This window comes from Pseudarthrobacter lactosi (assembly GCF_055412785.1).
The window spans coordinates 127,435-151,572 of the sequence record NZ_JBVAYS010000005.1 but is presented as its reverse complement, the minus strand read 5'-3'; the positions used below and the strand labels follow the sequence as shown (position 1 = coordinate 151,572).

General features: G+C 62.3%; 17 protein-coding genes. 6 read left to right on the top strand and 11 right to left on the bottom strand.

Annotated features, from left to right (window positions below):
• Positions 1 to 6 precede the first annotated feature (6 nt).
• The 6 genes from ACZY0Q_RS19085 to ACZY0Q_RS19060 all read left to right on the top strand — a co-directional run bounded on the left by ACZY0Q_RS19085 (position 7) and on the right by ACZY0Q_RS19060 (position 8,260).
• A complete protein-coding gene (locus ACZY0Q_RS19085) occupies positions 7 to 123 on the top strand; it encodes a DUF4082 domain-containing protein (RefSeq protein ID WP_463919179.1) in 117 nt (38 codons plus the stop codon).
• A 65-nt stretch (positions 124 to 188) separates the two neighbouring features.
• The gene (locus ACZY0Q_RS19080; protein ID WP_463919176.1) at positions 189 to 1,505 is read left to right on the top strand and encodes a hypothetical protein; all 1,317 of its coding nucleotides are present in this window, start codon (positions 189 to 191) and stop codon (positions 1,503 to 1,505) included.
• A gap of 506 nt (positions 1,506 to 2,011) precedes the next feature.
• A complete protein-coding gene (locus ACZY0Q_RS19075) occupies positions 2,012 to 4,651 on the top strand; it encodes a WecB/TagA/CpsF family glycosyltransferase (protein ID WP_463919174.1) in 2,640 nt (879 codons plus the stop codon).
• Positions 4,648 to 5,940: an exopolysaccharide biosynthesis GT4 family glycosyltransferase EpsE gene (epsE, locus tag ACZY0Q_RS19070; protein WP_463919172.1), complete on the top strand. Its 1,293-nt coding sequence runs from the start codon at positions 4,648 to 4,650 to the stop codon at positions 5,938 to 5,940. The genes ACZY0Q_RS19075 and epsE overlap by 4 nt, the downstream gene beginning before the upstream one ends.
• A 110-nt stretch (positions 5,941 to 6,050) precedes the next feature.
• The gene (locus ACZY0Q_RS19065) at positions 6,051 to 7,382 is read left to right on the top strand and encodes an O-antigen ligase family protein (RefSeq protein ID WP_463919171.1); all 1,332 of its coding nucleotides are present in this window, start codon (positions 6,051 to 6,053) and stop codon (positions 7,380 to 7,382) included.
• Entirely contained in the window at positions 7,382 to 8,260 is an 879-nt protein-coding gene (locus ACZY0Q_RS19060) for a chain-length determining protein (RefSeq protein ID WP_463919169.1), read from the top strand. Before ACZY0Q_RS19065 ends, ACZY0Q_RS19060 begins: the two co-directional genes overlap by 1 nt.
• Before the next feature lie 88 nt (positions 8,261 to 8,348).
• Here ACZY0Q_RS19060 and ACZY0Q_RS19055 read toward each other — a convergent pair whose 3' ends face one another.
• The 11 genes from ACZY0Q_RS19055 to ACZY0Q_RS19005 form a co-directional block, all read right to left on the bottom strand.
• Complete coding sequence (locus ACZY0Q_RS19055) at positions 8,349 to 9,236, bottom strand: DUF6492 family protein (RefSeq protein ID WP_463919168.1); 888 nt, start codon at positions 9,234 to 9,236, stop codon at positions 8,349 to 8,351.
• Between the two features lie 29 nt (positions 9,237 to 9,265).
• A complete protein-coding gene (locus ACZY0Q_RS19050; RefSeq protein ID WP_463919166.1) occupies positions 9,266 to 10,414 on the bottom strand; it encodes a glycosyltransferase in 1,149 nt (382 codons plus the stop codon).
• Positions 10,411 to 12,609 (bottom strand): glycosyltransferase family protein, encoded by a 2,199-nt coding sequence (locus tag ACZY0Q_RS19045; protein ID WP_463919164.1) that lies wholly within the window; start codon positions 12,607 to 12,609, stop codon positions 10,411 to 10,413. The genes ACZY0Q_RS19050 and ACZY0Q_RS19045 overlap by 4 nt, the downstream gene beginning before the upstream one ends.
• Positions 12,599 to 14,113, bottom strand: coding sequence for an oligosaccharide flippase family protein (locus ACZY0Q_RS19040; RefSeq protein ID WP_463919163.1), 1,515 nt, complete (start codon positions 14,111 to 14,113; stop codon positions 12,599 to 12,601). The genes ACZY0Q_RS19045 and ACZY0Q_RS19040 overlap by 11 nt, the downstream gene beginning before the upstream one ends.
• A gap of 23 nt (positions 14,114 to 14,136) precedes the next feature.
• Positions 14,137 to 15,282, bottom strand: a complete 1,146-nt coding sequence (locus ACZY0Q_RS19035; protein WP_463919161.1) for a DegT/DnrJ/EryC1/StrS family aminotransferase — start codon at positions 15,280 to 15,282, stop codon at positions 14,137 to 14,139.
• The gene (locus ACZY0Q_RS19030) at positions 15,279 to 15,938 is read right to left on the bottom strand and encodes an acetyltransferase (RefSeq protein WP_463919159.1); all 660 of its coding nucleotides are present in this window, start codon (positions 15,936 to 15,938) and stop codon (positions 15,279 to 15,281) included. The genes ACZY0Q_RS19035 and ACZY0Q_RS19030 overlap by 4 nt, the downstream gene beginning before the upstream one ends.
• The gene (locus ACZY0Q_RS19025; RefSeq protein ID WP_463919157.1) at positions 15,935 to 17,104 is read right to left on the bottom strand and encodes a DegT/DnrJ/EryC1/StrS family aminotransferase; all 1,170 of its coding nucleotides are present in this window, start codon (positions 17,102 to 17,104) and stop codon (positions 15,935 to 15,937) included. Before ACZY0Q_RS19025 ends, ACZY0Q_RS19030 begins: the two co-directional genes overlap by 4 nt.
• On the bottom strand, positions 17,101 to 18,096 hold the full coding sequence (locus ACZY0Q_RS19020) for an NAD-dependent epimerase/dehydratase family protein (RefSeq protein ID WP_463919155.1): 996 nt from the start codon (positions 18,094 to 18,096) through the stop codon (positions 17,101 to 17,103). Before ACZY0Q_RS19020 ends, ACZY0Q_RS19025 begins: the two co-directional genes overlap by 4 nt.
• Positions 18,093 to 19,259: a Gfo/Idh/MocA family protein gene (locus ACZY0Q_RS19015; protein WP_463919153.1), complete on the bottom strand. Its 1,167-nt coding sequence runs from the start codon at positions 19,257 to 19,259 to the stop codon at positions 18,093 to 18,095. The genes ACZY0Q_RS19020 and ACZY0Q_RS19015 overlap by 4 nt, the downstream gene beginning before the upstream one ends.
• Positions 19,260 to 19,285: 26 nt before the next feature.
• On the bottom strand, positions 19,286 to 20,869 hold the full coding sequence (locus ACZY0Q_RS19010; protein WP_463919151.1) for a sugar transferase: 1,584 nt from the start codon (positions 20,867 to 20,869) through the stop codon (positions 19,286 to 19,288).
• Between the two features lie 152 nt (positions 20,870 to 21,021).
• Entirely contained in the window at positions 21,022 to 23,712 is a 2,691-nt protein-coding gene (locus ACZY0Q_RS19005; protein ID WP_463919150.1) for a helix-turn-helix transcriptional regulator, read from the bottom strand.
• Positions 23,713 to 24,138: the final 426 nt, after the last annotated feature.

Sequence of the window (24,138 nt, the reverse complement as noted above, 5' to 3'; positions counted from 1 at the left end):
CACGGGCTGGCCAGCGGCACTGAAGGGACAAACGGCGTGTACCGGTACGGATCCCAGTCATTCCCGACCGACAGTTGGAACAACACCAACTACTGGGTCGACGTCGTCTTCACCACGAGCTAGCCGCGAGAGGCGTGGGATGACTCTATTCGACGCGTTAGCGAACTGAACGAGCAAGGGACTGCATCATGAACCGAGACAATTTCCCGGAAAGTTCCGTGCGGCGGCGGAGTTTCTTCGTAGGCATCGGCGCTGCGGCCGTTGCCGCTGGAACCGTCGGCGTGATGGCCAACCGATACGGCCAAGGAGACCAGGCCACCCCCCGGACCGCAGTTGTGCCGCAGGCTGAGCAGCCAGCGTTGTTGGACCTTCCGCGCATCCAGTGGGAAGGCGGCCCCGACTACTGGCGGAACTTCCGCCTGGCAGCGAATGCCGGGTGGACTGATCCGGCATTCTTCCCCCTGGCAGTGTTCTTCGGACGAGCGGCCCACGCCGAGCAGCTGAAGTCAGTCGGCATCAACACCTTCCAAGGGATAGAACACAATGCCCCGCTACGGGATGCCACATCAAAGGGAATCTTCTGCATCGTCCAGAACGAGTTTTCCACTGCCGAGATCGGAGATGACCCGAACGTGGTTGGCCTGTTTGCCAACGACGAATGCGACATTGGCTTGGGATGCGCGGGTACGGACACGAACGAAAACCTTGCCGACATGCAACGGCAGGTCTCGGCGCTCCGCTCCCGGAACGATGGAAGGTTCATCAATGCCAATTATTCCAAGGGCGTGCTCGACTCTTTTTGGGCCCAAGGAAACATGGACGATTTCATGGACGTGGTGGATGTGGCCAGTGTGGACAACTACGCCTATACCTCCCCCCATGTAGGCCTCGCCGTCACCCAGTCTCCCCATTGGAAATCCGGCGCACCCGCGATGCGCTCCGCTACCTACGGCTGGCTCGTGGACAGAATGCGCGCATACCAGGCGCCGCCGGGGATAAAACCGAACTGGATGTTTGTGGAGACCGGAATGCCGTTCCTTGACGACGCCGGCGCCCGCACCATCAGTCCGGAAGAGATCGAAGGCGCCTGCTGGTCGGCAATCATCCACGAGGCCCGCGGCATCATGTTTTTCCAGCACAACAACGACGGGGTCAACGGCGGCTACTCCTTGGTGGAATGCAGTGAAGCGCGGAAGGAGCTGATCAGGGCGTCCAATGCCAAGATCACCTCACTGGCTCCCGTGATCAACACTCAGTCATACATCTGGGACTTCGGCCCGGGGGTTGACACGATGCTGAAGGCACTCGATGGATCGGCATACGTGTTCGCCGAGATTGCGCTGGCCACCGAGCCGGGCGCCAGGGCTTTCCGGCTCCCACCTTCAATTGTTGGAACCACCGTGGAGGTAGTGGGCGAAGGCCGGACCCTGAAAGTCAAAGACAGTAATTTCACGGACATCTTCGCCTTCGAACACAGCCACCACATCTACCGGATCGCCCTGTAAGGCTTCCGGAGCACTTGACCAGGTTCTCGCACGTCGCGGCTCTGCTCACCCTAGGTCGTGGCCAGCCGCTCCCTCTTCGCACCACACAGCTCCTGCGGATACCCACAGGGCTGCTCCAATTGCCTAGTGGACCAGTTGGGCCGCGCTTACGGTTGAAGAGTACGGATGCCCTGTGGGTATGCGGTCCATGGTTCCGGGCCGTATTGCGGAGAGACCTGTCAGTCTCGCCAGCTGCAGGACTTCGGTAGCAACTAAGAGAACGCGACAGTCAGGTGCCGGCAACCCCGGTGCCGCAGGCAGTACAGGGGAGTGCAGACCCCAACACTGCCGCTGCGTGGTTGTGCCGCGACGATGGAGCCCAAATGAAGTCTGCACATGGAGGAGTGTTTCCCCGCCGGATCCTCGGACTGGGAGTTCCCACTCTCATCCCGTCAGGAGCTCGCAGAGCTCCTGCAGCGCCGAGCTACATTGGAGTCAATAGGAACGCGTTGCCACCAAGCGACGCTATGCGCTTGGCTGTTCCTGTCACCCTGGGCGGCTCGCCTGTCGATCTGATGAGCTTCGAGAACGCCGTCGGGGCGATCATTTCGCGTGCGACCATAGGCAATGCCGCACCTCTGTGCGTTCTGTCCGCCAACCTTGACCACATCACCCATTTCGGAGCGGGCGGCAAATGGGCCGGAACTTTCGAAGGCCAACCTTCCATTGACTGGTTGACACTTCTTGATGGTGCCCCCCTTGTGAGCGCCGCCAACAAAGTGACCCGGGGACCGTGGCCGCGCCTGGCCGGAAGCGACCTAATTGGCCCGATCCTGGACCGTGCGGCGGACAACGGCCTGACGGTCGGTTTCCTGGGCGGAAGCAGCGACGCCCACACATTGGTCCAGCAGAAATTTGCGCTGGAACGCCCTGATCTGCAGGTGGCAGGCTGGTGGTCGCCCGAACGTGAGGCACTTGATGACCCCGAGGCCGGCCGCGCTTTGTGCATGGAGATTGCCGAAGCCAACATCGACATTCTGGTGGTCTGCTTGGGAAAGCCGCGCCAGGAGCTGTGGATCGCCCGCTATGCGGGGATGACTGACGCCAAGGTATTCCTGGCATTCGGCGCAGTGATAGATTTCCTGGCTGGGAGAGTACGGCGGGCCCCCCTCGCGGTGCAGGATCGCGGACTCGAGTGGGCTTGGCGACTTGCCTTGGAACCACGTCGGCTCGCGAAAAGATACCTGCTTCATGGCGCGGGTGCGTACCGCCAGTTGCAACTCCACAGCGGGGTGCGGGCCATAAGGACGGTTGGCGGCACAGATTCTGCCCAGGAGAGGTCAGCCTCCCATTTAACTCCCGGCCAGTTCGCGCCCCCCTCGGTCCATACGGACGTGGCCGTCCTGGTCGTCACCTACAACAACGAACTGGATATGCGGGATTTGCTCCAGAGCCTGCGGCAAGAGACGGCAGACCAAACGATAAAGGTTGTTGTGGCCGATAACTCTCCAACCATGAAAACGCTCGACGTGTTGGCTGAGGAGACCGACGTTGTGTCCTTCCCAACCGGCGGCAACAGGGGTTACGCCGGCGGCATCAATGCCGCGATGGCGCGGGCGGGGACGGCTGACTCGTACTTGGTACTCAACCCGGACCTTCGCGTGGAAGCAGGGTCCATCAAGGCCCTCCGGGAGCGGATGGAGGCCTCCGAGGCAGGTGTGGTTGTCCCCGTGCTGCTGGATGAAGACGGAGAAACTTATCCCTCACTCCGACGGGAGCCCAGTGTGTCCCGAGCTGTAGGAGATGCGGTGCTGGGAGGCCGGGTCCGACACCGATCCGGACGTTTAGCCGAGATGGATTTTGATAAGAACAGTTACCGTCATCCGCATAGAGTGGATTGGGCAACCGGTGCGGCCCTCATGGTCAGGGCGGACCTTGCAGCCGAGATCGGACCGTGGGACGAGCAGTTCTTCCTGTACTCCGAAGAGGTGGATTTCTTCCGGCGGGCCCGCGAACTGGGCGCGGCTGCGTGGTTTGAACCGGAATCACGAATGATCCACCGGCGTGGTGGGTCCGGGAACTCGCCTGAACTAAACGCACTGATGGCCGTCAACCGAATTCGCTATGCACGAAAGTATGAAGGCGCCGCAAACGCGGCTTTGGTACGTTGCATCGTGGCGGCAGGAGAGCTGGCACGTGCGGGGCTGCCCGGGCACTGGCAGGCCTTTCGGACTGTGCTGAATTCACGGACATGGGATGAGCTGCCTCGCGCTTCCTGGTATTCCACCCGAGCGGAGAACACAGATTTCCCGCCGGGTGCCATCATCATCCCGGCCCATAATGAAGCGGCGGTCATAGGACGTACCCTGGCGACCCTGGAACCGTCCTTGCGGGCCGGCACGGTTGAAGTCATCGTCGCCTGCAATGCCTGCAATGACGGCACAGAGGAAGTAGCGGCATCCTTTCCCGGAGTGCGCGTGATCAGGGTTCCGGAGGCCTCAAAGGTTGCGGCCCTTAACGCCGGTGACCGCACCGCAACACGATGGCCACGGATCTACTTGGATGCGGACATCGACCTTCCGGCAGGTGCGCTCCGGCACACGCTTGCGGAACTCGCCTCCGAGGCCGGGCCCCTCGCTGCCCGGCCTGCCCTCCGGTATGACACAAACGGCGCATCGTGGTCTGTGCGTGCGTATTTCCGGGCCAGAAGCCGTATGCCCGGAGTGTCGGCGGCCCTGTGGGGTGCGGGCGTTTATGGGATCAGCCAACGCGGCCATGACCGGTTCTCCGAGTTCCCTGGTGTGATCGGAGACGACCTCTACATCGACGGCCTGTACTCGAATGATGAAAAGTGTGTTCTGGAGTGTGGCCCGGTGCGCGTAAGGACACCGCGTTCGGCGTCGGCCCTGTTCCACACCCTGAAAAGGGTGTACAGGGGAAGTGCGGAACAGCACCCCGGAAGTGGATCGTCCGCAATGCAAACCCTTCGCGAACTGCTTTACTCCGTACGCGGCCCGGTCTCTGCAGTTGATGCAGTGATATATGCAGCATTCGCGGTGGGCGGTCGATGGCACTCGAGGGCAGGATCTGGAACCCGCTGGGAACGTGATGAAAGCAGCCGCATTCTGACCCCCGATGAAGTTTTCTCCAGGGGCCAGCGGCCATGAAGTTCGGCTACCTGGTCCCTGAGTTTCCGGGACAGACGCATACGTTCTTCTGGCGTGAAGTCATGTCGCTGCGCGCGTTGGGGCTGCGGCCGGAGCTTGTGTCTACGCGGCGGCCCAGGAGCCACACGATGCCCCAGCTGTGGGCAGCAGAGGCAGAATCCGCTACGCAATACCTGTCGCCCCTGTTACCTGGGGCCGCGGCAAGGGCAGTTATGACCCTGATTCAGGCATTTGCAAAGGGAAGGGGCCGCCGCATCATGGGTGAGCTCAGCACCGAAGTTCGCCACCTCGCCAGAACGGAGGGACCGGCCGCCGCAGTCAAGAGGTTCCTGCGACTGCTTGGTCTACTGGTTATGGGTGCTGAACTGGCCGGGCTGGCCAGACGACGGGGCTGGACTCACGTTCATGTTCACTCTTGCGCCGATTCCGCGCAGGTAGCGTTATTCGCCCATCACGTCACCGGCCTGAGCTACAGCCTGACCCTCCACGGCCCGCTCGGAGACTATGGGTCAAATCAACCGGAAAAGTGGCGGCAGGCCGAATTCGCAACGGTCATTACAGAGGTACTCCGAAATGAAATTGGTCGTTCCCTGGGGCCCGACGTAGCAGCACGCACCGGCGTGGCTCCGATGGGTGTGGATTTTCTGCAGTTTTCACGTCCGGAGCCGTACCGGGCATGGAGTGGAGAGGGCGCGGCACGAGTCTTTAGTTGCGGCCGGCTGAACATCGGCAAGGGGCATGACGTTCTTGTTCGTGCGGTGCAACAGCTCGTGGCAGGCGGCATCGACATCCAGTTGGTCATAGCCGGTGAAGACGAGGACGGCGGGCGTGGATACAGGCATGAACTTGAACGGCTGGTCTCAACCGCAGGCCTGTCCGGGCGAGTGACCTTTTTGGGCGCCGTCCCGGAAGAGGAAGTGCGTGATCAACTGTCAAACGCGCACGTCTTTGCACTGGCAAGCCATGCTGAACCTCTCGGAGTCGCCATCATGGAGGCAATGTCCATGGAAGTTCCCGTGGTGGTAACCGCGGGGGGCGGTGTGAAAGAACTGGTCGAAGATGGCGTCACCGGCATCCTCGTTCGTCCAGGGGACCCTGCTGAACTGGCAGCGTCGCTCCAAGATGTCCTTACTGACCCGCGCTTGGCCGTGAGGCTCAGCGGAGCATGCCGTAAGCATGTCGAGACGTCATTCAGCAGCGAACGAGGAGCCAGGGAGTTGTCCGCCCGGATCCTGGACTCCAGCCGGAAGAACTCCGCCACGGACATCATGGAAGCCCGTTCAGAGTGAAGCCACCGGATCAGGGTTCAGCGCAGGTTGGTTGGCGGAGGAGAAAACCCGCCGGGCGTAGAGCCGCAGCATGGGCCGCAATGCGGCCTGGAGGTACCGACGGTCCGTCCATGCGGCTCACGGACCTCGATCCGAAGAGCGCTGGGCCCGGCCGGAGGCCACTTCTCCTGCGCATGATCGCCTTTTGTATTTTCGCGGTTCCGTCGAACATGGTGATCGCTCCGGTAGGGGCCGCCGGCACTGTTCCGCTGATGTTGGCAACGGGTCTGTTTGTCCTATGGGTCGCATCATCATTGCTTGGGCTCCATGACCCCGTGGGGGCCCGCCATCCGGGGCGTGTCGGCATCGCGCTGCTGCTTGTGGCGACCTCCGCATCCTACGTCGGGTTGTTCTCGGGCTGGACTGGCCCCGCTACGGAAACGGCCCGAGCTTCCGCTGACCGCTGGGTGATCCTGCTGCTGGCCAGCACTGCGGTGATCTTCGTCGCAACAGAAACGCTACGCACGATCAACGACGCGATGGTCCTGGTGCGTGCCCTGCTGGCCGGTGGAATGATCTGCTGCCTCGTGGCAGCGGTGCAGTTCTTCCTGAAGGTCAACCCGACGGAATGGATCGGGAACGTCATGCCTGGCTTCACCAACAACGGCGGTGACACCGCGTTCCAGAATCGCGGTCCGCTGCTACGCGTCGCAGGGACCACCTTTACTCCCATCGAGTTGGCAGTTGTGTGTTCGATGCTGCTGCCGCTTTCGATCTGGCGAGGACTCTACGACACAGCCGGGCGCAAATGGATCCACTGGGCCGGTACCTCACTCTTGGTTTTTGCCATAGCAATAACCGTTTCCCGCTCGGGAGTCCTGGGAATGACGGTGGCGATGGCAGTGCTAATTCCCTTTATGCCAGCGGTTGCCCGCGCTTGGTCATTCGTCATACTTCCAATTGTAGTTTCCGCCCTGTTCTTGAGTATCCCAGGATTGATCGGCACAATCTTTTCGGCTCTTACGCCGGAACAGGGAGATCCCTCGATCACAACCAGGACAAACAATTACCCTCGGGTCGAGGCGATGTTTCAGGAAAGGCCGATTCTTGGACTGGGACCTGGCAACTACGCGCCAACCAACGCATTGCATATTCTGGACAACCAATATCTCAACGCCACAGTCACCATGGGAGTAGTGGGCTTGCTGGGTACGGTCGCCTATTTGACTCTTCCCGGGATCGCCGCTTTGCGGGCGGCCCGGGTGGCTCAGGCTCCGGCGCTGAAAAGTTTCGCTGCTGCGGTCGCCGCCGGCGGGTTGGTGGGGACAGTTTGCTCACTGACCTTTGACTCGCTGTCCTTCCCTGTCTTCGCATTGGCTTATCCGCTGATTGTTGGACTCAGTGGCGCTGCGTGGATCATGACGCGAAATGAGAACTTACTAATAGGAAAAGGGGAATCCTGATGGATCCATTGACTGTCATCCGGACCGTCTGGCATCACAAAATAGTGGTCATTCCGGTGCTGATAGTAACCTTGCTCGCGGCCGCTTACGTCTTCCAGTTTGGGCCACGGTATTACCAGTCGACTTTGAGCTACGCCTTGGTAAATCCCAAGCTGCCCACTGAAAAACAGATTGATGCCCACCCAGAATTGGGTGCACTGAACGGTGACAACCCATTCCTCAGGTCTTCTGATCCGGCTCTTATCACAGAGGTGCTCATCGCCCGCCTGAACAGCAATGAAATGGCCACGACATTGGAAGATGCAGGATTGAGCTCAGATTATTCCGTAGCAAGGGGCCTCAATGGCAATGGGTTCGTGGTTTCCATTGCCGGGACGGGCGACTCGGCATCGCTGGCATATGAAACGACCAAGGCATTGGGCAAAGTTTTTGAAGAGAACCTTCGAACAGTCCAAAAGGTCAACGGCGCGGAGGATCGTTTTCTCTTTACGAGCTTTATAGTCAATCCTTCAGACAAGGCGACTGAGCAGTTCTCCAGCCGCCTGCGTTCCGTCATTATGGTTCTGCTCGGAGGAGCAGTCCTTATGTTCGGCGCAGTATCGTTGGCCCGTTCCTTGGAGACCATGCGGAGCAGACGTGCGCCAACGGGGCCTTCGGACCGGCGCCTTCAAGCGAAAGCCGAAAACACTATGTCCGACCGGACAAAAGCCGGCGTTCATGATGCCTCAGAGATCCCGTCGTCGAGCGTTACACACCCCGTCACCGTGTATGCAGGGCGCCATACGCCCATTACTGCTGGGCCCAGGAGGGCGGACCGCACCACCCAAAATGCTCCCGTGGAGGTAGTTGCGCGGAGCGGCGAATCGGTGCACCGGTAACTTCGGGCACTCGACGCCGCTGGCTCTCCGGATCACACATGAGGCCAAGGGCGGATGGTATCCGCCTCCTGACAGTTGATGCCCCGGTTCAGCCGTTCAGGAAGTTGGCCAATAGTCCGCGCCGGACGGCGAGAGGTGTTCCGGATTTTGCCGAGATCATGATGGCCACATCATCGGGGCCCGCGCCGGCCAGGAGGCCACGCAGCGCCGCTTCGTCGAGCGCAACTTCGTCAGAATGATTGAGGCACCGCATCTCACTTGTCAGGTGCAGATCTTCAGAAGCGCCCACCACCTCTCTGATAAAGACACCGTAAAGGATCATTTCCGAGAAGTGAAGCTCCCTGCCCACAGCCGTAGCCCATGGCAATCCGGTTACCGATTCCACCCTCTTCAACATCATCCTCACTGATTCGGGTTCCCAGGCGCATGGCCAGCAAATGTAATCCGGAAGGACGCTTGCACGGTGAGGCTGAAGTCCCAGCAAGCGCCGGGCGGCTGCGTGCCAGAGGTGGTGGCGGGGCAACGAATCGTCGACGCCCTCGGGGATTTCGAAGAGTTGAACTCTCCCTGACGGGCAAAACGACGAGGCATCAACGGCGCGGATCAGCAGCACATCGGAATCGATGAGCAGAACAACGTCCGCTTCTGCCGAAGCCGCAGCGGCCAGTTTGACGATCTGCTGTGCCATCCACCCCCTCACCGGGGGGAAGGGGTGACGCAGATTCAGCCATCCGTTGACGCCGGGGATCTTTACCATTGGTCGGGGCAGATATGCCCGGACGTCGGATATAAAGGTCCGGTCACCTGCCAGGCGTTCAAAGGCGGCAAGGTCGGACGCAGGGACGATGATGTGGTGGGTGACGTCAGGCTGAGTATGCCGGAGTACGGAAGCCACAAGATCTTCGCACAGATCGAGGTCCCTGGCGTAGCTCGGCGTCACCAAGGCAAGGGACTGCGGCCGCTGGCTCTGTGACATTCTGGATCTCCCCTCGTAGTGGCCCGCCGTCAACGGGCGGAAATCAGAAGTTGCAGGAATTTCCCGGCCCTTGCCCGCCAGGTGTGGGCCATAGCAAACTTGCGCCGAAGGCTTGCCTGGTGTGTGTCATCACGCTGCGACAGCGCCTTCAGGACATTCCGGGCAAAGTCCTCAGGAGTGTGGGAAATGTCTATGTGATAGGTGTCTAACCATCGCGCCGCAGGCATATCGGTGGAGACCACGGCCAAGCCTGCCGCAAGGTATTCCAGGGTTTTTAGTGGGAAGCTCGCACGATTGAATGCTGTGTCCGCGTAGGGGGTGAGGCCCACGCCGAACTGAATCACTTCTTTGGCGGCGTCGGCGGCCGGTAGACGTCCGAGCCATGTAACGTTTTCGGCCGCCAAGAAGCAGTCGAGCCTGGCACGAAAGGCCGGATCCCGGTCGGTCCTCGGACCTATGACCTTGATCCTGACCCCAGTAGCTTGAACAGCCTCCAGCGCGTCGAGGTCCAGTCGTTCGTTCAGTTGCCCCACCAGGCCGGCCACGAATTCCCGATTCACCGGTTGGTCGGTTCCCGGTTCGGGGCATCCGTTGGGGATCACGCTGAAGACCGCAGGCGGGCGCATGGGGTGAGTGCTTGATGCCGCGTGCAGGTGTGAAAGTCCCGGGATGAGCTCGTCGGAGATAACGGCCACATTGTCAGCCGTTCCAAGGTTGGACACCAACGTGCGTCGGACTGCGGCCCGGGAGAAGCCCATGAGCCTGGAACCACCAATCCAGTCGTCAGTTACGTAGAGGACCTTGCTGCCAGCTATGTGCCGTGGGAACCTGGCCAGCGGGAACGCGACCACCACAGCCGTGGCTTCCGTTCCGCTGGCCTTCAAGGCCCGATGTATGGCCCGGTCCAGCAGCCGCCCAGTGATCTGCCTGATGCCGGGACGCGTGATGCCTGGCAAAACGCGCACACGCACGCGGCGCACATTCTCTGAGACGGATTCCAGACCGCCGTCTCCACGTCTCTGAAGGTTGTACTTGAGTGCGTCCAAGGTGAAGCGTACGGGTGGATCAATCCACAGCACCTGCTGGCTCGGCGGGAGTGCTTCCACCAGTCTCTTGTCCGTTCCCGGGACCGCATCCCAACCCGTCCCGGCGATCCAGACGATCGTGGATGGACTCATGGGTTTCTCCCGGAAGGCAGGTGGCCCTGTGGCAGGGCGGTTGAGCGAAGTATGGCCCGTCCCGGCATGCCGCTGTTGTCGTGCGCGAGCATTGCGTAATTTCCGGACTCAACCAAGAGTGAAAGCAGCCGAAAGCCTCCCAGGGTCGCGGTTCCGTAGATGACGATGAGCGCACCGGCAAAACTGGTCTCCCTAAACCATCTCCCGATCCCGGACATGGCGGCGGCGTGATCTTTAGTCCGCTCAAAGTTGAGTACAACCAGCGCTCGGGATCCGGCGGGCGGCAGCATTCCGGACTCTGACGCCTGGTCCCAGGAATCGACTCGCTGCAGTGCAGGAAGCGACGTATTCATGCGGACACCAAGCTCGACGGCCGATGCCTGCCGGCGGCTAGCCCTTCCGATCAGCAGTGCACGGTCCAGCTCGTGACGACGAATAGTGAAGGTCACTAGGCCTGACCAATCGTCCGACAGAACACGACGCTTGTAGGGAGACAATGCAACACGCAACCGCTGCATCGGACCGGTCCGGAGCCGAATGCGGATCTCTCTCTTCACGGTCCTGACATGTCCTCGCGCAGTCGCATGCTTGCGAGGATGCTTCGGCGGATCGGCCGACGAGGCAAGGAACCCAAATGCTTCGCGGATCGCACTGGCAGCCCACGGGTTGCCGCAACGGTCAAGCATGGCCGCGAATTCTTGGAGCCACGCGTCGAACGCCAACGGCGGCGCCGGCATCACCGATGGCCGAGATGGGCCACCCGGACGAACATCGTCTCGGCTGTGAGGAAGAAGTGCCGATAGTACCAGGCGTACGCGGTCCAACTCCGGGTGCCTGAGGTTCGGAAACCGATCCGCTTCACTGGCCGCCCTGGCATTGTCTCCGGCGCACACGAGCGATCTCAGTAAGCACGCCCAGAGCACAGGATCGGGGTCTTCCGCCTTGCGCTCCTCCAAGACTTCGATCAAGGCTTCGTTAACCAGTTCAAGGGCTGCCTCCGCATTGCCCTTGGCCAGCGAGGCAAAGGTGAGTCCGGTTAATGCTTCGGGGATGAAGTAGTAATTGAGGCATCTTAGAAATTCCTGTTCAGCCCGCTCGACCCGGCCGGATCGGAGCTGCTGCCATCCACTCTCGAGGAGTGTTCTGTCACTTGCCCTGGGACGGAGGGTACGGAGGGGAACAGGGACGAGTCCGGCAGGATTCGAATTCACTTTGAGTGGGCTCGAAGGAGTCTTTTGGCTGAACTTCCGTCCCGACATACCGGCGGAGTGAATCGTGAGCCAGTCCAAGACCTGGCTTCTATGCGCCTCCGTGTGCTGAGAATGAACGAGGTCAAAGCCGGCCTTGGTGATCGCGAGAAGCAGGTCAGAATTTTGGTTCAGGTAATCCAATTTCCCTACGACATCGCCAGAATCTGCGAAAACGCAATTGACCATGTCCTGAAATCCAAAGGCCTCAATGCTATGTGTGCGCTCCGTTACCAGACAGGCCATCGACGCTGGAATCTCCAGTTGCTTACGCACAACCTCCCCTGCCATGCTGCCGCAGGCGGGCACAAATGTGCTCGCATTCAGCAATTTTGCATAGTCTTCGCCCATAACCATTCGCTGAGTGCCGCCGCCCCAACCGAAGTGCGGCATGGTCATGGTTGTGTACCGCTCAGTGAGGATTCGGCTCATCGCATTCCGCCACGGGTAATGGCGCTCTTGGCTGCCCGTGAACAGTACGGGAACGTTCTTCTTGAGCCCGTAGTCATGGAACACCAGCGGATCAATGGCGTTTGGCCAAACAAAAAGCCTGTCCGCGATTTCAGGTGTGTACTCCGCCATGACCACAGACGTGGTGAAGAACTGGTCAACCCCCCAGCGGTCCATATCGGAGAGGAACACAGACCGGGCTATGTCGTAGGCATCAGAATGAAGAAAACCCAGCCTTGGGATGTCAGGGCGGGAGGATGTGTTGGTGATACGACGGGCGCCAGAGTAAACCCCGGATTCGAAGACCGTGAGCGCAGGTTCGAAATCATCACAGACCTTGCCGTAGTCGCAGTCGTAATCGATCACCTTGACGTCAAAGAAATGGCTAAGGGTCCTCGTCTGGGCATCCAGATGTTGCGTAATAAAGGGAGCCAGCCCGGGTTTAGTCCAGCGGAAGAAAAGCAACTTCGGCGCTCCGGCCGCATAGTCATTTTCCATGTCGGTTCCTTACGTCCGCGACCTTGCTTCGCGCCATTGCCTGAGCCCTGTCGTAGCTTTCCCCGAAACGCTTCATCTTCCCGCCGGGCACCTCAGGGAGGAGCTTCCGGGCCATGGGCAGCATCAGGACCGCGTAGATGATGGCCCCTGTGAGGCTACCTGCGAGCAGACCGATCAGCCCGTGGCCACTGGCACCGGATACCCACGCGGCGCCGGCGCCCGCAACCGCCGACGCTGCGAGTGGCCAGCGGACGGAGGCGACCAGGAGCAGAATCGCGGACGGCAAGAGACGCCGGACAAAAAAGATGTAGGCGGGAATGACAATAAAGATGATGACGGCAACGTGGGCGAATGCTGCGCCGATGAGTCCCGAGAAGGTAACTGCGACGGTCACGGCCGGAACGAGGGAGGCAATCCACAGTGCTTGCACGGCGATGACGGAGTTGGACCTGCCAGTCCCCACCAAGAAATTTGACATCAACAGGGAAACCGAAAACACGGCTCCGTAGACCGCCAAGACCGAGAGCACCGGTGCAGCAGGCAGCCACACATCACCATAGAGAACCGAAATAAGTGGATAGGCGAGGGCGACGGTCATCGCTCCAATGGGAAAGGCAATCGATCCCACAAGGGCGAACGCCCTCTTCAGCATGAGTTGGAGTCCTTCGCTATCCGATCCTCTCGCTGAGAATGCCGGCATTGCGACGCTGTTGATGGTTGTACTTAGCACGGAGGTGGACCAGGAAGCCACAGTAAATGCAAGCATGTAGATCCCCAGTTCGCCGGGGCCCAGTGAACGAGCGATGATTGCGTAATCCGCATTCAACAGAATGTACGAGAGTAGATTTGCACCAGCCAGCGGCAGGCCAAAGCGGAGGATCGGCAACACCTCAAGGGAATCAAACCTTGGCCAGTAGCCGCGCTTTGCACTGACGGCCATCACAATGCCGCTTATGAGTTGGCCGGCCACCCGGGACCACGCGAACGCCATAGCTCCATCCCCTGCCATCGCCAAGAGCAAGAGCAGGGCGTTCATGGGCAGGAACGCCACTCCACCGGCGAGAAGGACTTTATCCTGGCGAAAGTCCCGAACGAGGAGCGCCCCGGGCACAGTGAACACTCCGCCAAGAAAAACACACAACGACAGCACCCGGATTGGCTCTGCCGCGTCCGAGGATCCCAGAGCCGCCGCCAGCGGCTCAGCGGCGATGGCCATCGTCAGGGCAAGGACAAAACTGCTGATCAGGGATAGGAGGGCAACGGTTGGGGCCACCCTGTCGGGTTCAAGATCCCGTCGAGCAATGCATGAAGACAAACCCAATTCGCCAATGCTGGAAACAACCGCATGGACAACAAGCGCGATGGCGAAGATTCCGAAGTCCTCGGGCGTGACAATCCTGACAACGACGACCATTACGGCGATGTTGGCCATTTTCATGAGCAGCGTGTTGATTCCGCTCCACATCGCGCCCCTGAGAATGTGCCGGTCCAGCGCCTCGGTCACCTGAGGAGTGGTTGAGTCGCCCGTCATGATTTCCCGCCCACGAGCGCCGTTCCCAGCGCCTCCGCCACCCGCTCCTGCTGCCCCGCCGTGATGTGCGGGAACAGCGGCAGCGAAAGAATGCGCTCGGCAGCCGCTTCGGCTACGGGGAAGGAGCCCTTTCCCAATCCATTGGCTGCGTAGGCACCACTGAGATGCAAAGGAATCGGATAGTGGACTCCGGCTTGGATTCCGGAGCGGTGCAGGGCCTCAAGCACCGCGTCCCGCTCAGCCACGCGCACCACGTACAGATGCCAGACGTCCACGTTGCCGGGAGCTTCACTCGGAATCTTTACGCCGGGAACGTCAGCGAGCAGACGCGCATAGCGATCTGCCGCGGCCCGTCGCAGGGAATTCCATGCCGGAAGCTTTGCGAGTTTTGCCCGCAGTACTACTGCCTGGATCGCGTCCAGGCGGGAGTTGAATCCGACGGCGTCGTGGACGTACTTCTGCGAACTGCCATGGGAGCTGAGCATCCGCACCCGCGCCGCCACGTCGCCGTCGTCCGTCACCACGGCACCGGCATCGCCGGCTGCCCCAAGATTCTTGCCCGGATAAAAGCTGGTCCCCGCCGCCAGGCCGAAAGTCCCTGCGGAACGGGCAAATCGGGTGGCGCCCTGGGACTGCGCGGCGTCCTCGACGATCACAGCTCCGCACGCGGAGGCAATCGGAAGCAGCCGCTCCATAAAGGCCGTCTGTCCAAACAGGTGCACCGGGACGATCGCCCGCGTGCGGGATGTAACAGCGGCGGCCACTGCGTCCGGGTCAATCAAAAGATACTCAGGATCGATGTCGACAGGAACCGGGAAGGCCCCGATCCGACTCACCGCCTCCGCCGTTGCAATAAACGTGTTGGCCGGGAGAATGACTTCGTCGCCGACCCCAATACCGGAGGCCCGGAGCGCGAGTTCCAGCGCATCGGTCCCGTTAGCAACCCCAACGCAGTGACCGGCTCCCAGGAAACGGGCGTATGCCGCCTCGAACCCGGCGACGGCGGGTCCGCCGATGAAGGAAGCCTCCGCGAAGACCTCGGCCAGCCCCGCCATCACTTCGTTGTGGACGTCCCTCTGCTGCGCCGCCAAATCCACCAACGGGACCGAAGCGTCCGCCCGAACCGGCACCCCCGCGCTCATCGTCCGCTCCCGTGGCGGAACGCCTCTCCGTCGATTTCGCGGGCCGGAACGCCCACCCACGTCTCGCCGTCGGGAACATTGCTGAGCACGGCGGCGCCCATGCCTACCGTGGCGTACGCACCCACCGACGTCCGTTCCCGGACGCTGGAATTCATCCCCAAGTATGCTGCCCGGCCAATCCGGACTCCGCCGCCCAGCGACACGCCGGCCGCGAACGTGGCGAAGTCCGCCACGTCGTCGTCGTGCGTGAAAGTCACCGAGGGCATGGCCACCACATGCGAGCCCAGGGTAACGGACGCTGTCAGCGTGACGTTGCGCAGCAGGATGCTGCCCCGGCCGATCCGGCACCCCTCCGGGCACTGGACCGACGGGTCGATGGCGGTGGCGTACCGCGCCGCATGCAACCCCATGGCGGTGAGCCGGTCCACCACCGCTTCCCGCGACTTTCCGGAGCCCATGCACACGAGCACAAACGCGTGGGTGAACTTGGGCGCGTCGTCGATGGTCCCCAGGACGGGCGCCCCGTCGACAGTGACGCCGGCCATTTCCTTATCGTCATCGAGCAGTCCCACCACGTCGTACTGGCCGCTGCTGCGCACCATGGCGAGCACTTCGCGGGCCAGCCCGCTCGCCGCTATCAGGATCAGCTCGCTCACGTTCCCACCCCGGCGACCGCCGCGGAATGGATTGTGTTCATCACACGGTTCATGCCGGCGGTGTCCAGTTCGTGGAAGACCGGGAGGATGAGTGTCCTGTCGGTCAAACGCTCCGTGTACTGCAGCCTCGCGTTGCCGGAATCCCGCCAGCGGTATGCCGGCTGCCGGTGCGCTGCCATGATGCCACGCCTGGCCGAAATGCCTGCGTCAGCCAGCCTCGACAGCAGCCCCTCACGGCTGGTCCCAAAGCCCGGCAGGACCTCAACCCAGAAGGACTGGAAGTTGGTGGTGCCGTAGGGTGGATCTGCGACGAACCGCAGGCCGTTCAGGCCCCCCAGCCCGGCGACATACGCCGCCGCGATTTCCCGACGCCGCTCCACCACTGCGGCGAGCCGCTTCAGTTGCACTATCCCCACGGCGCCCTGCAGGTCAGTCATCCGGTAGTTGAAGCCGGCTTCAACATAGACCTCCGGTGGGGCCAGCAATGATCCGTGCCGCTCCGTCGCCGAGACGCTCATGGAGTGTTCCCGCAAGGTCCGCGCCCGCGCTGCCCAGTCCGCCCTGTTGGTGGTGAGCATGCCGCCTTCGCCGGTGGTGAGGACCTTCCGGGGGTGGAATGACCACACCGCCACGTCAGCTCCGGTGCCTACCGGCCGGCCTTTGTATTGGGAGCCGACGGCGCAGGCAGCATCCTCGATCACGGTGATTTCGTTCCGGTCGCAGACTTCGCGGATGGGGTCCAGGTCAACCGGAACCCCGCCCTGGTCAACCACAATCACGGCCCGGGTGTCGAGGGTCAGGGCCGCGTGGATGGTCTCGGCGGTCACGTTGCCGGTGGTCGGATCGACGTCGCAGAACACCGGCCGCGCCCCCACGTAGGTCACCGCGTTGGCCGTGGCGATGAACGACAGTGACGGCACCACCACGTCGTCCCCGGGACCGATGCCCGCCACTATCAGCGCCAGGTGAAGTGCCGTGGTGCAGCTGGAGGTCGCGACGGCGTGACGCACCTCCTGCGCGGTGCTGAAGTCACGCTCGAATTCCTTGACTTTGGGCCCTTGCGCTACCCAGCCTGAGGCGACCACCTCGGCCAGTGCCTGGGCTTCCTCATCGCCGAGCCAAGGCTTCATGACATTGATCCGGGCAAGGGCTGTTTCGGCAGTCATCGGGCATCAACTTTCCTTGTCGCGGAAATCTCCGCGCGCAGCGGCTTCCACCAACTGACGAGTTCGCGGAGTCCTTCTTCCAGTTCCACTTCTGCTTTGAATCCCAGATCCTGCGCTGCCGCCGACGTGTCAGCCAGCCGGCGGACCACGCTGTTAACAAGGCGGGCCGGCCCGTGTTCCACCGCCAGGTCCGAGTCCATGACCCGGAGCAGCGCCTGCGCCATTTCCAGCAGGCTCGTCTCGGTGCCGCTGGCGACGTTATAAATACCACGGCCAACATCGCTGGCGGCGGCCAGCACATTGGCCCGGGCAACGTCGGAGGTGTAGACGAAGTCCATGGTCTGCAGTCCATCGCCGAAGATCAGCGGTGGTTGGCCGTCCATGATCCTTTCCATCCACCGGACCAGGACCTCTGTGTACAGGCCATGGACATCCATCCGCGGCCCGTAGACGTTGAAATAGCGCAGCAACACGTAGTCCAGCCCGGTCATGGCATGGAAACTGCGGGCCATTCCTTCATTGAAGGATTTTGCGGCTCCGTAGAAAGTGTCGTTGTTGGCATGGTGGTGGCGTTCGGTGGTGGGAAATTCCTCCGCCATGCCGTAGACCGAAGCGCTGGACGCGGCGATCAGCTTGTCCACGTCGTGCTCCGCGGCGGCCTCCAGAACGTTGAACGTCCCGTCCACCAGGACTTCCAGGGCCAGCCGAGGGTCCTCTGCGCACTGGGTTATCCGGATTGCTGCCTGATGGAACACCAGGTCCTTGCCCTTGGTGAGGTCATGCACCAGGTCACGGTTGCAGATGCTCCCCATGACCAACTCAACCTGTCCGCTTTCCAGGGCCCCGTCAAGGTTTCCCAAGCGGCCGCGGACCATGTTGTCCAGCACATCAATCCGGTTCACGCCGGCGGCCAGGAGTGCATCCACCAGGGTTGAGCCGATGGTTCCTGCCCCGCCGGTGACCAGGACGTTGGCGCCCTGGAGCTCGCTCACAGTGCACCTTCAAGCTGGACGCCCTTAAGCTTGATGCCGGCACCGTCAAGCCTGGTCCCCGCAACGCCGGCACCGGCAAGCCCGTGGCCTTCCACCGGAGAGGACTGGCCGTCCGTGCTCAGGCTGCGGGTGACAGCTTCCAATACTGAGAGGACGCGCAGTCCGGATGCGCCGCCCGTGCGGGACTCTCGTTTGTTGTGGATGCAGTAGGCCAGTTCCTCCACCACCTGCCCTAGTGCCTCCCGTTCGGGAAGGGCCGGGGACCAGGTATCTCCCAGCCGGTAGGACACGGCCGAGGTCTTCCTCTCACCCGCCGATTTGGCTTGCCGGTCCAGGCTCACGCCGCGGTCGTACACGCTCAGCCGCTGCTGCGGATTCAGGTCATCCCACACAAGCGTGCGCAGCGAGCCGCCGATCACCATCTGCCGGATCTTGGTGGGGCTCAGCCAGTTCACGTGGACGTGTGCGGTGGCGTCGTTGGGAAGCCTGAAGTTCAGGTGCCCCACGCAGGCCCTGCCGGTCCCCAGCGGGTCCGCGCCGAACGCAGAGACTTCGGCCGGGTTCAGCCCGCCGGGAAGGACAAAATCGAGGATCGCGAGGTCGTGCGGGGCCAGGTCCCAGAACACATCCACGTCCGGCTGCACCAGCCCCAGGTTGATCCTGGTGGAGTCCACAAAAAGGATTTCGCCCAGCGAGCCGGCCTGCACCAGCTCCTGCATCTTGAGTACGGCCGGGGTGTAGCAGTACGTGTGGTCCGCCATAAGCACCAGGCCGTTCGACTCGGCCTCCGCCACCATTTCCAGTCCGTGGGCCGTGCTGTCCGCCAGCGGCTTCTCCACCAGGACGTGCTTGCCGGCGCGCAGCGCCGTCATCACAGTCCCGTGGTGGGTGCGGGCCGGCGTCGCAATCGCCACGGCATCCACATCAAAGGTGTCCAGCAATTCGTCCAGGGACTCGACGACGGGAATGTCACCCAGCGTCGCCGCCAGCCTGGTGGCCCGTTCAATGTCCAGGTCGCAGATGGCCACCAGGTCCCAGTCGGGACCTGCCTGCAGGTTGCGGGCGAGGTTAGGGCCCCAGTAGCCGGCTCCGACGACGGCGATCTTCAGCTTCGGAGTGGGCCGACGGTGGGTGGGGATGTGGAAAGGATTAGGCGTTCTCATGTTTGTTTCTCTCCCTGGTGAGGTGGTTAGTAGGCACCCGAGGGCCTGATGACGGCGCGGAAGGTCCGCCACAGGATCAGAAGATCTCCCGCGATGGACCAGTTCTCGACGTAATAGAGGTCCAGCCGCACTGCCTCGTCCCAGGAAAGGTCCGAGCGGCCGTTGATCTGCCAGAGGCCCGTAATCCCCGGCTTGATGAGCAGGCGCCGGTGGGTATGGCGTTCGTAACCATTGACTTCCCGGGCCAGCGGCGGGCGAGGCCCCACCAGGCTCATGTCAGCGAGCACCACGTTCCAGAGCTGCGGCAGTTCATCGAGCGAGTACTTCCGCATCCAGCGCCCGCAGCGCGTGACCCGCGGATCGTCCCGCAGCTTGAACAGCACGCCGGCGCCTTCGTTCTGCTGATTCAGTGCCGCCAGGTGGGCTTCGGCGTCCACCACCATGGAGCGGAACTTGAACATCCCGAACGTGTTGCCGTCCTTTCCCACCCGCTCCTGGCGGAAAAGGACCGGCCCCGGGCTGTCCAGCCGCACGATCACGGCCAGCACCAACAGCAGTGGCGACAGCGCCAGGAGGGCGCCGAGCGCTATCGCCACATCCATGACCCTCTTCAGCACATGCTTCGCGCCCGAGTACTGCGGAATATCCACATGCATCAGGGGCAGGCCTTCAACCGGCCGCCAGTGGATGCGGGGACCCGCAACGTTGGTGAGGGTTGCCGCCAAGACCATTTCCGCGGCGCATTCTTCAAGCTTCCAGCCAAGTTCACGGATGAACTTGTTTCCGCCGGGCAGGGGCCCCGCAACGATGACCGTGTCCGCGTCGACCAGCCACGCCGTCCGGGCGATGTCATCGGTGGAGGAAAGAACGGGGAATTGCAGGCCGTCCGCGCGCAGGCTTCCCCCGCGCCTGGCCCCGGGAAGGCAGACGCCCAGGATCTTGTACACCGGGCCGGATTTCTTGGCCACCTGCTGCACAACGTAGCGGACGTCCTCCGGTTCCCCCACCACAATGGCCTTTGAGAGGTGGCGGCCGTACGCCTTTTCCCTGGTCAGCCGGCGGCGGAATACCCAACGGTTTCCTGTCAGGGCCAGCAGTCCCAACGGCAGCGAGACGGTGACGAAGGCGGTTCCCCCATGAACGGAGAGCACCACTGCGCTGATGGCCATCAGGCCAAAGACGCGCAGCGTGGCCGAGGCGACCCGCTTGTATTCGTCCGCACCGACGCCGAGTACCTTGGAGTCGCGTGTCCGGTAGATTTCCAGGGCCGTGGCCCACAGCAGCGTCACCAGGGCGGCGGTGAGGACGCCTCCCTTGTCATTTTCGACGCCGGGGGCGAATCCGATGCTGGAGAGGAGGTAGCCAACGAGGACCGCTCCCGACACCATGAGCGAGTCGGTGAAACGCAGAAGATTGACGTGCGTTGCGATCCACGCTGTCCCGGCCTTGCGGCCCGGTGTTGCGGGGGAAACCGCTCGCGGGAGCAGGAACCGGGTTCCTGCGGCCTCTGCTCCCGCTAACGGCGAAGTTGCGGTCCGCTGTGCAGCAACGGAAGCAACTGGCCAGTCGAAGCCTGCACGCCGGGTCCGGGTTACTGGAATTTCCGCCATGATGTCCCCTTCCCGGCATGTCCGCTCTGGCTCTGGCCGTGATGCAAAATTAGCCGGGAACTGACCCCTGTAACGGGGAAACGGAGGGCGTTTGTGGGTGCGGTAAGGGAACAGTGTGGATACTGCGGGTATCTGCAAATTGCAGGGTTGCCTTACGGAACAGGCAGGACGTACGCCTCGCGGGCAGGGGCGTCCTTGCCCGCGGCCAGGGCTGTCAGCTGCGCGCGGGACTCCACGCCCAGCTTGCGATAGATCGCCGTGAGGCGCACTTCAACGGTCCGCACGGACACGTAAAGCGTCCCGGCGATCTCCTTGTTGCGCATGCCGCGGGCCACCATCTTGGCGAGGGCGCGTTCGTGGTCGGCGAGCACCAGCATGGCGGGGTTACCCACTGTTCGCGACGGTTCCACGCGTTCGTCGAGCAGGAGGGAATCAATATGCTGGGTCCAGGCATCGGCGCCGGCCTCGTCAAACATCACTTTTGCGCGCATGAGGCCGTCCCTGGCATCACGCCGCCGGCCGAAGGCGCCCAACCGCTCCGCATAGCACAGCAGAGTCCTGGCGCGTTCAAACACTGAATCGCGGGAACCCCTGCTCTCAAGTGCTTGGCTGAACAGCTGAAGCGACTGCTCCCCGTCGGCGAGCATGGCCCGGCTGCGGGCCACCACGGTGAGCAGCCAGGGAGACCTCAGCCCCACGGAGCGGCTCTCGAGGCGGTACAGGGCCTGGGTTGCTTCGCGGTGACGGCCCATCCGGACCAGAACTTCCACCAGGTCAGCCTCGCTGCGGAGCAGTGCGGGATTGGCGAACGCCATGCCGATCTCCGCGGCGCGTGACAACTGGGCGAACGCCTCCGCCAAGTTGCCCCGCATCAACGCGAAGTGGCCCTGGCAGGCCGCCAGTTGGGCGGTGATGGCCCGGTGGCTGTCCGCTCCGGCGAAATGCTGGGCCTCGGCAACACAGTGCTGCGCCAGCGCCTCATCACCGAGGGAGTGTGCCCGCCACACGCGGAAGATATGCCGCATGCCGCGATGGTATTTGGTTTCGCGTTCGTTGACTTCCAGGTCGTCGATGAGTCGGATGGCCTTCCGGACATTTCCCGCGCGGATCTCATTGTCCACGGCGAGGTAGTCTGCGGTTTCCCGCCAGTTGATATTGCTGGCGTCAACGGCGTTCCGCACTATCGCGAAAGCCTCCTGGGCGGGTTCATGGTGCTCGGCGTAGCTCAGGGCGCGCCCCTGCACAAGCAGTGCGGCCACAGTTCCGTCGCTTGCATCATGTTTGCGCGTCAGGCGTTCGGTGTTTCCGCTGATGGCATCGATCAGGAGCCTGGCACGCTCTGCCACCGCGAGGCAGTCCTTCGAGGCGGCGTCCTTGAAGTTTTCGGCATGTCGAAGCAGGCCAAGGGCGTCTTCCAGCTCCCACCGCTCTGCGTAGTAGAGGGAACCGACGGACAAAAGGGTGGCTGCGTAGGCAGGGTCGTGCTGGCCGAATTCCTTGACGAGCCGCAGCACCATGCTGGGCCGCACAGCGGCACCTTGCATGAACTGGATTTCGAAGGCGAGGCCGGTCAGCCGGAGTATCAGGGCCGGATTGCGGGTGACCCGCTGCGCCCAGTCCAGGTACCTCTTGGAAAAGACGAATTCACCCCGGTTGAACAGCAGTTCCGCAACCGTAGTCAGCCGGGCCGCAGTTTCTGCTTCCCAGGGATTGATGGTGAGCGCCCGCTCGACAAACTCCACAGCGAAGGACACCTCGCCGTCCCGGATCAGGTCAACGGCATACCGGAGGAGGCCGAACGGCGTCTGGCGTTCCAGCGCCGTAAAGCTCAGATGCCACCGGCGCGAATGCGGGTCCGTATCGCCCGCTGCCTCCGCAAGGGCGCGGTGGTTGGCCGTCCGGACGGCCGGTGTCATCGCGGCAAAGACGTAGCCTCGCAGCAGCTGGTCCCGGATCCGCAGGTGCGGTCCTGACCGGCTGACCATGCCGCTGGCCAGCAGCTCATCCACGCCTGTCCACAGTTCGTCGTACACCTTCTCGAGTACTGCGATGTCGCTTCGGCAGGACAGCGACATCAGATCGAGTACATGCCGGGCGGGCGGGGTGAGCGCACCCACCGTCGCGGCGAATTCCGATTCAAAGCTTCCCTTGCAGGGCAGCGGAATGGGGAGGGCGTATTTCCCTTCGGCGTGGCGCTCCAGGAGGCAGGTGTAAAGTTCGACGGCGGCCAGCGGGTTGCCTTGGGTTGCTGCGGCAACTGCGTGTACGGCCATCGCGGCGGACTGCCGCGCCGGTATCGATTCCAGCATCCGGACGGTGTCGTTGTAGTCCAGGGCCGTCAGGTGAAGGGTGGGGAGGCTGTCGAACGGGCTGTCCGCAGACTCTTCGCGCACGCTGATGAACAGGGCAATGTCAGTACCGGACAGCCTGCGGGCCAGAAAACCGATCACAGCCTGGCTGCTGGGATCCAGCTGGTCTGCGTCGTCAATGACAATGATGGTCCGTGAGGATGAGCGCTGGTGAAGTCCGTTCAGCAGCATGGTGGACACCGTGGGGACGTCCATGGCGCCGGTAGAGTCCCGCAGCAGTTCGTCCGCGAACCGGCTGAGAACGGGATCGTCGATGCCGTTCAACAGTGCGGTCAGGCCGGACAGTGGCCAGTCCGATTCAGATGCGCAGGCCCGCAGGACAACGGTCCGGTAGTCCGACAAACGCGGGATTTCGGACAGAAGCGCGGACTTGCCCATGCCGTGCCGCCCCACAATCGCCAGGGCGGACTCCTTGGGCTTGCGGATCACTGAGAGGATCCGGTCCAACTCCTTGGTTCTGCCTATTAACGACATGGGGTCCCCATCCGATCATCGAAGGAGACCACCGCTGCTTGCATTTCATCATTGACGTGGCCCGTCCGGTCAGAGTGGTGACCGTGCGGGCCGGATTTGCTGGCCGCATCATTGCGTCCAGTACGGTACCCAGCCGTTGGATAGCAATATAGCTCCCGCCATGTTCCTGCACCAGCGAAGTCCCGGCGCCTGAGTACTCATTTTCGGGCCATCCTCCACTTGGAAAAGTTATCCACATACGCGCATCCCGGCTTCCGGCCCCGGGCGACGTCGCCTAGCCTTGAGTCAAGCGCGAATCGCCTATCCGGTCCAAATGCACTAAGATATTGAAGTCTGTGCTGCGCCCTGCCTCCGTTCTGTTGGCCGGGCATCGCACAGCATCGCAAATGAACCTCCTGTTACGGAAATGCCGTAACCGCTTAGCCC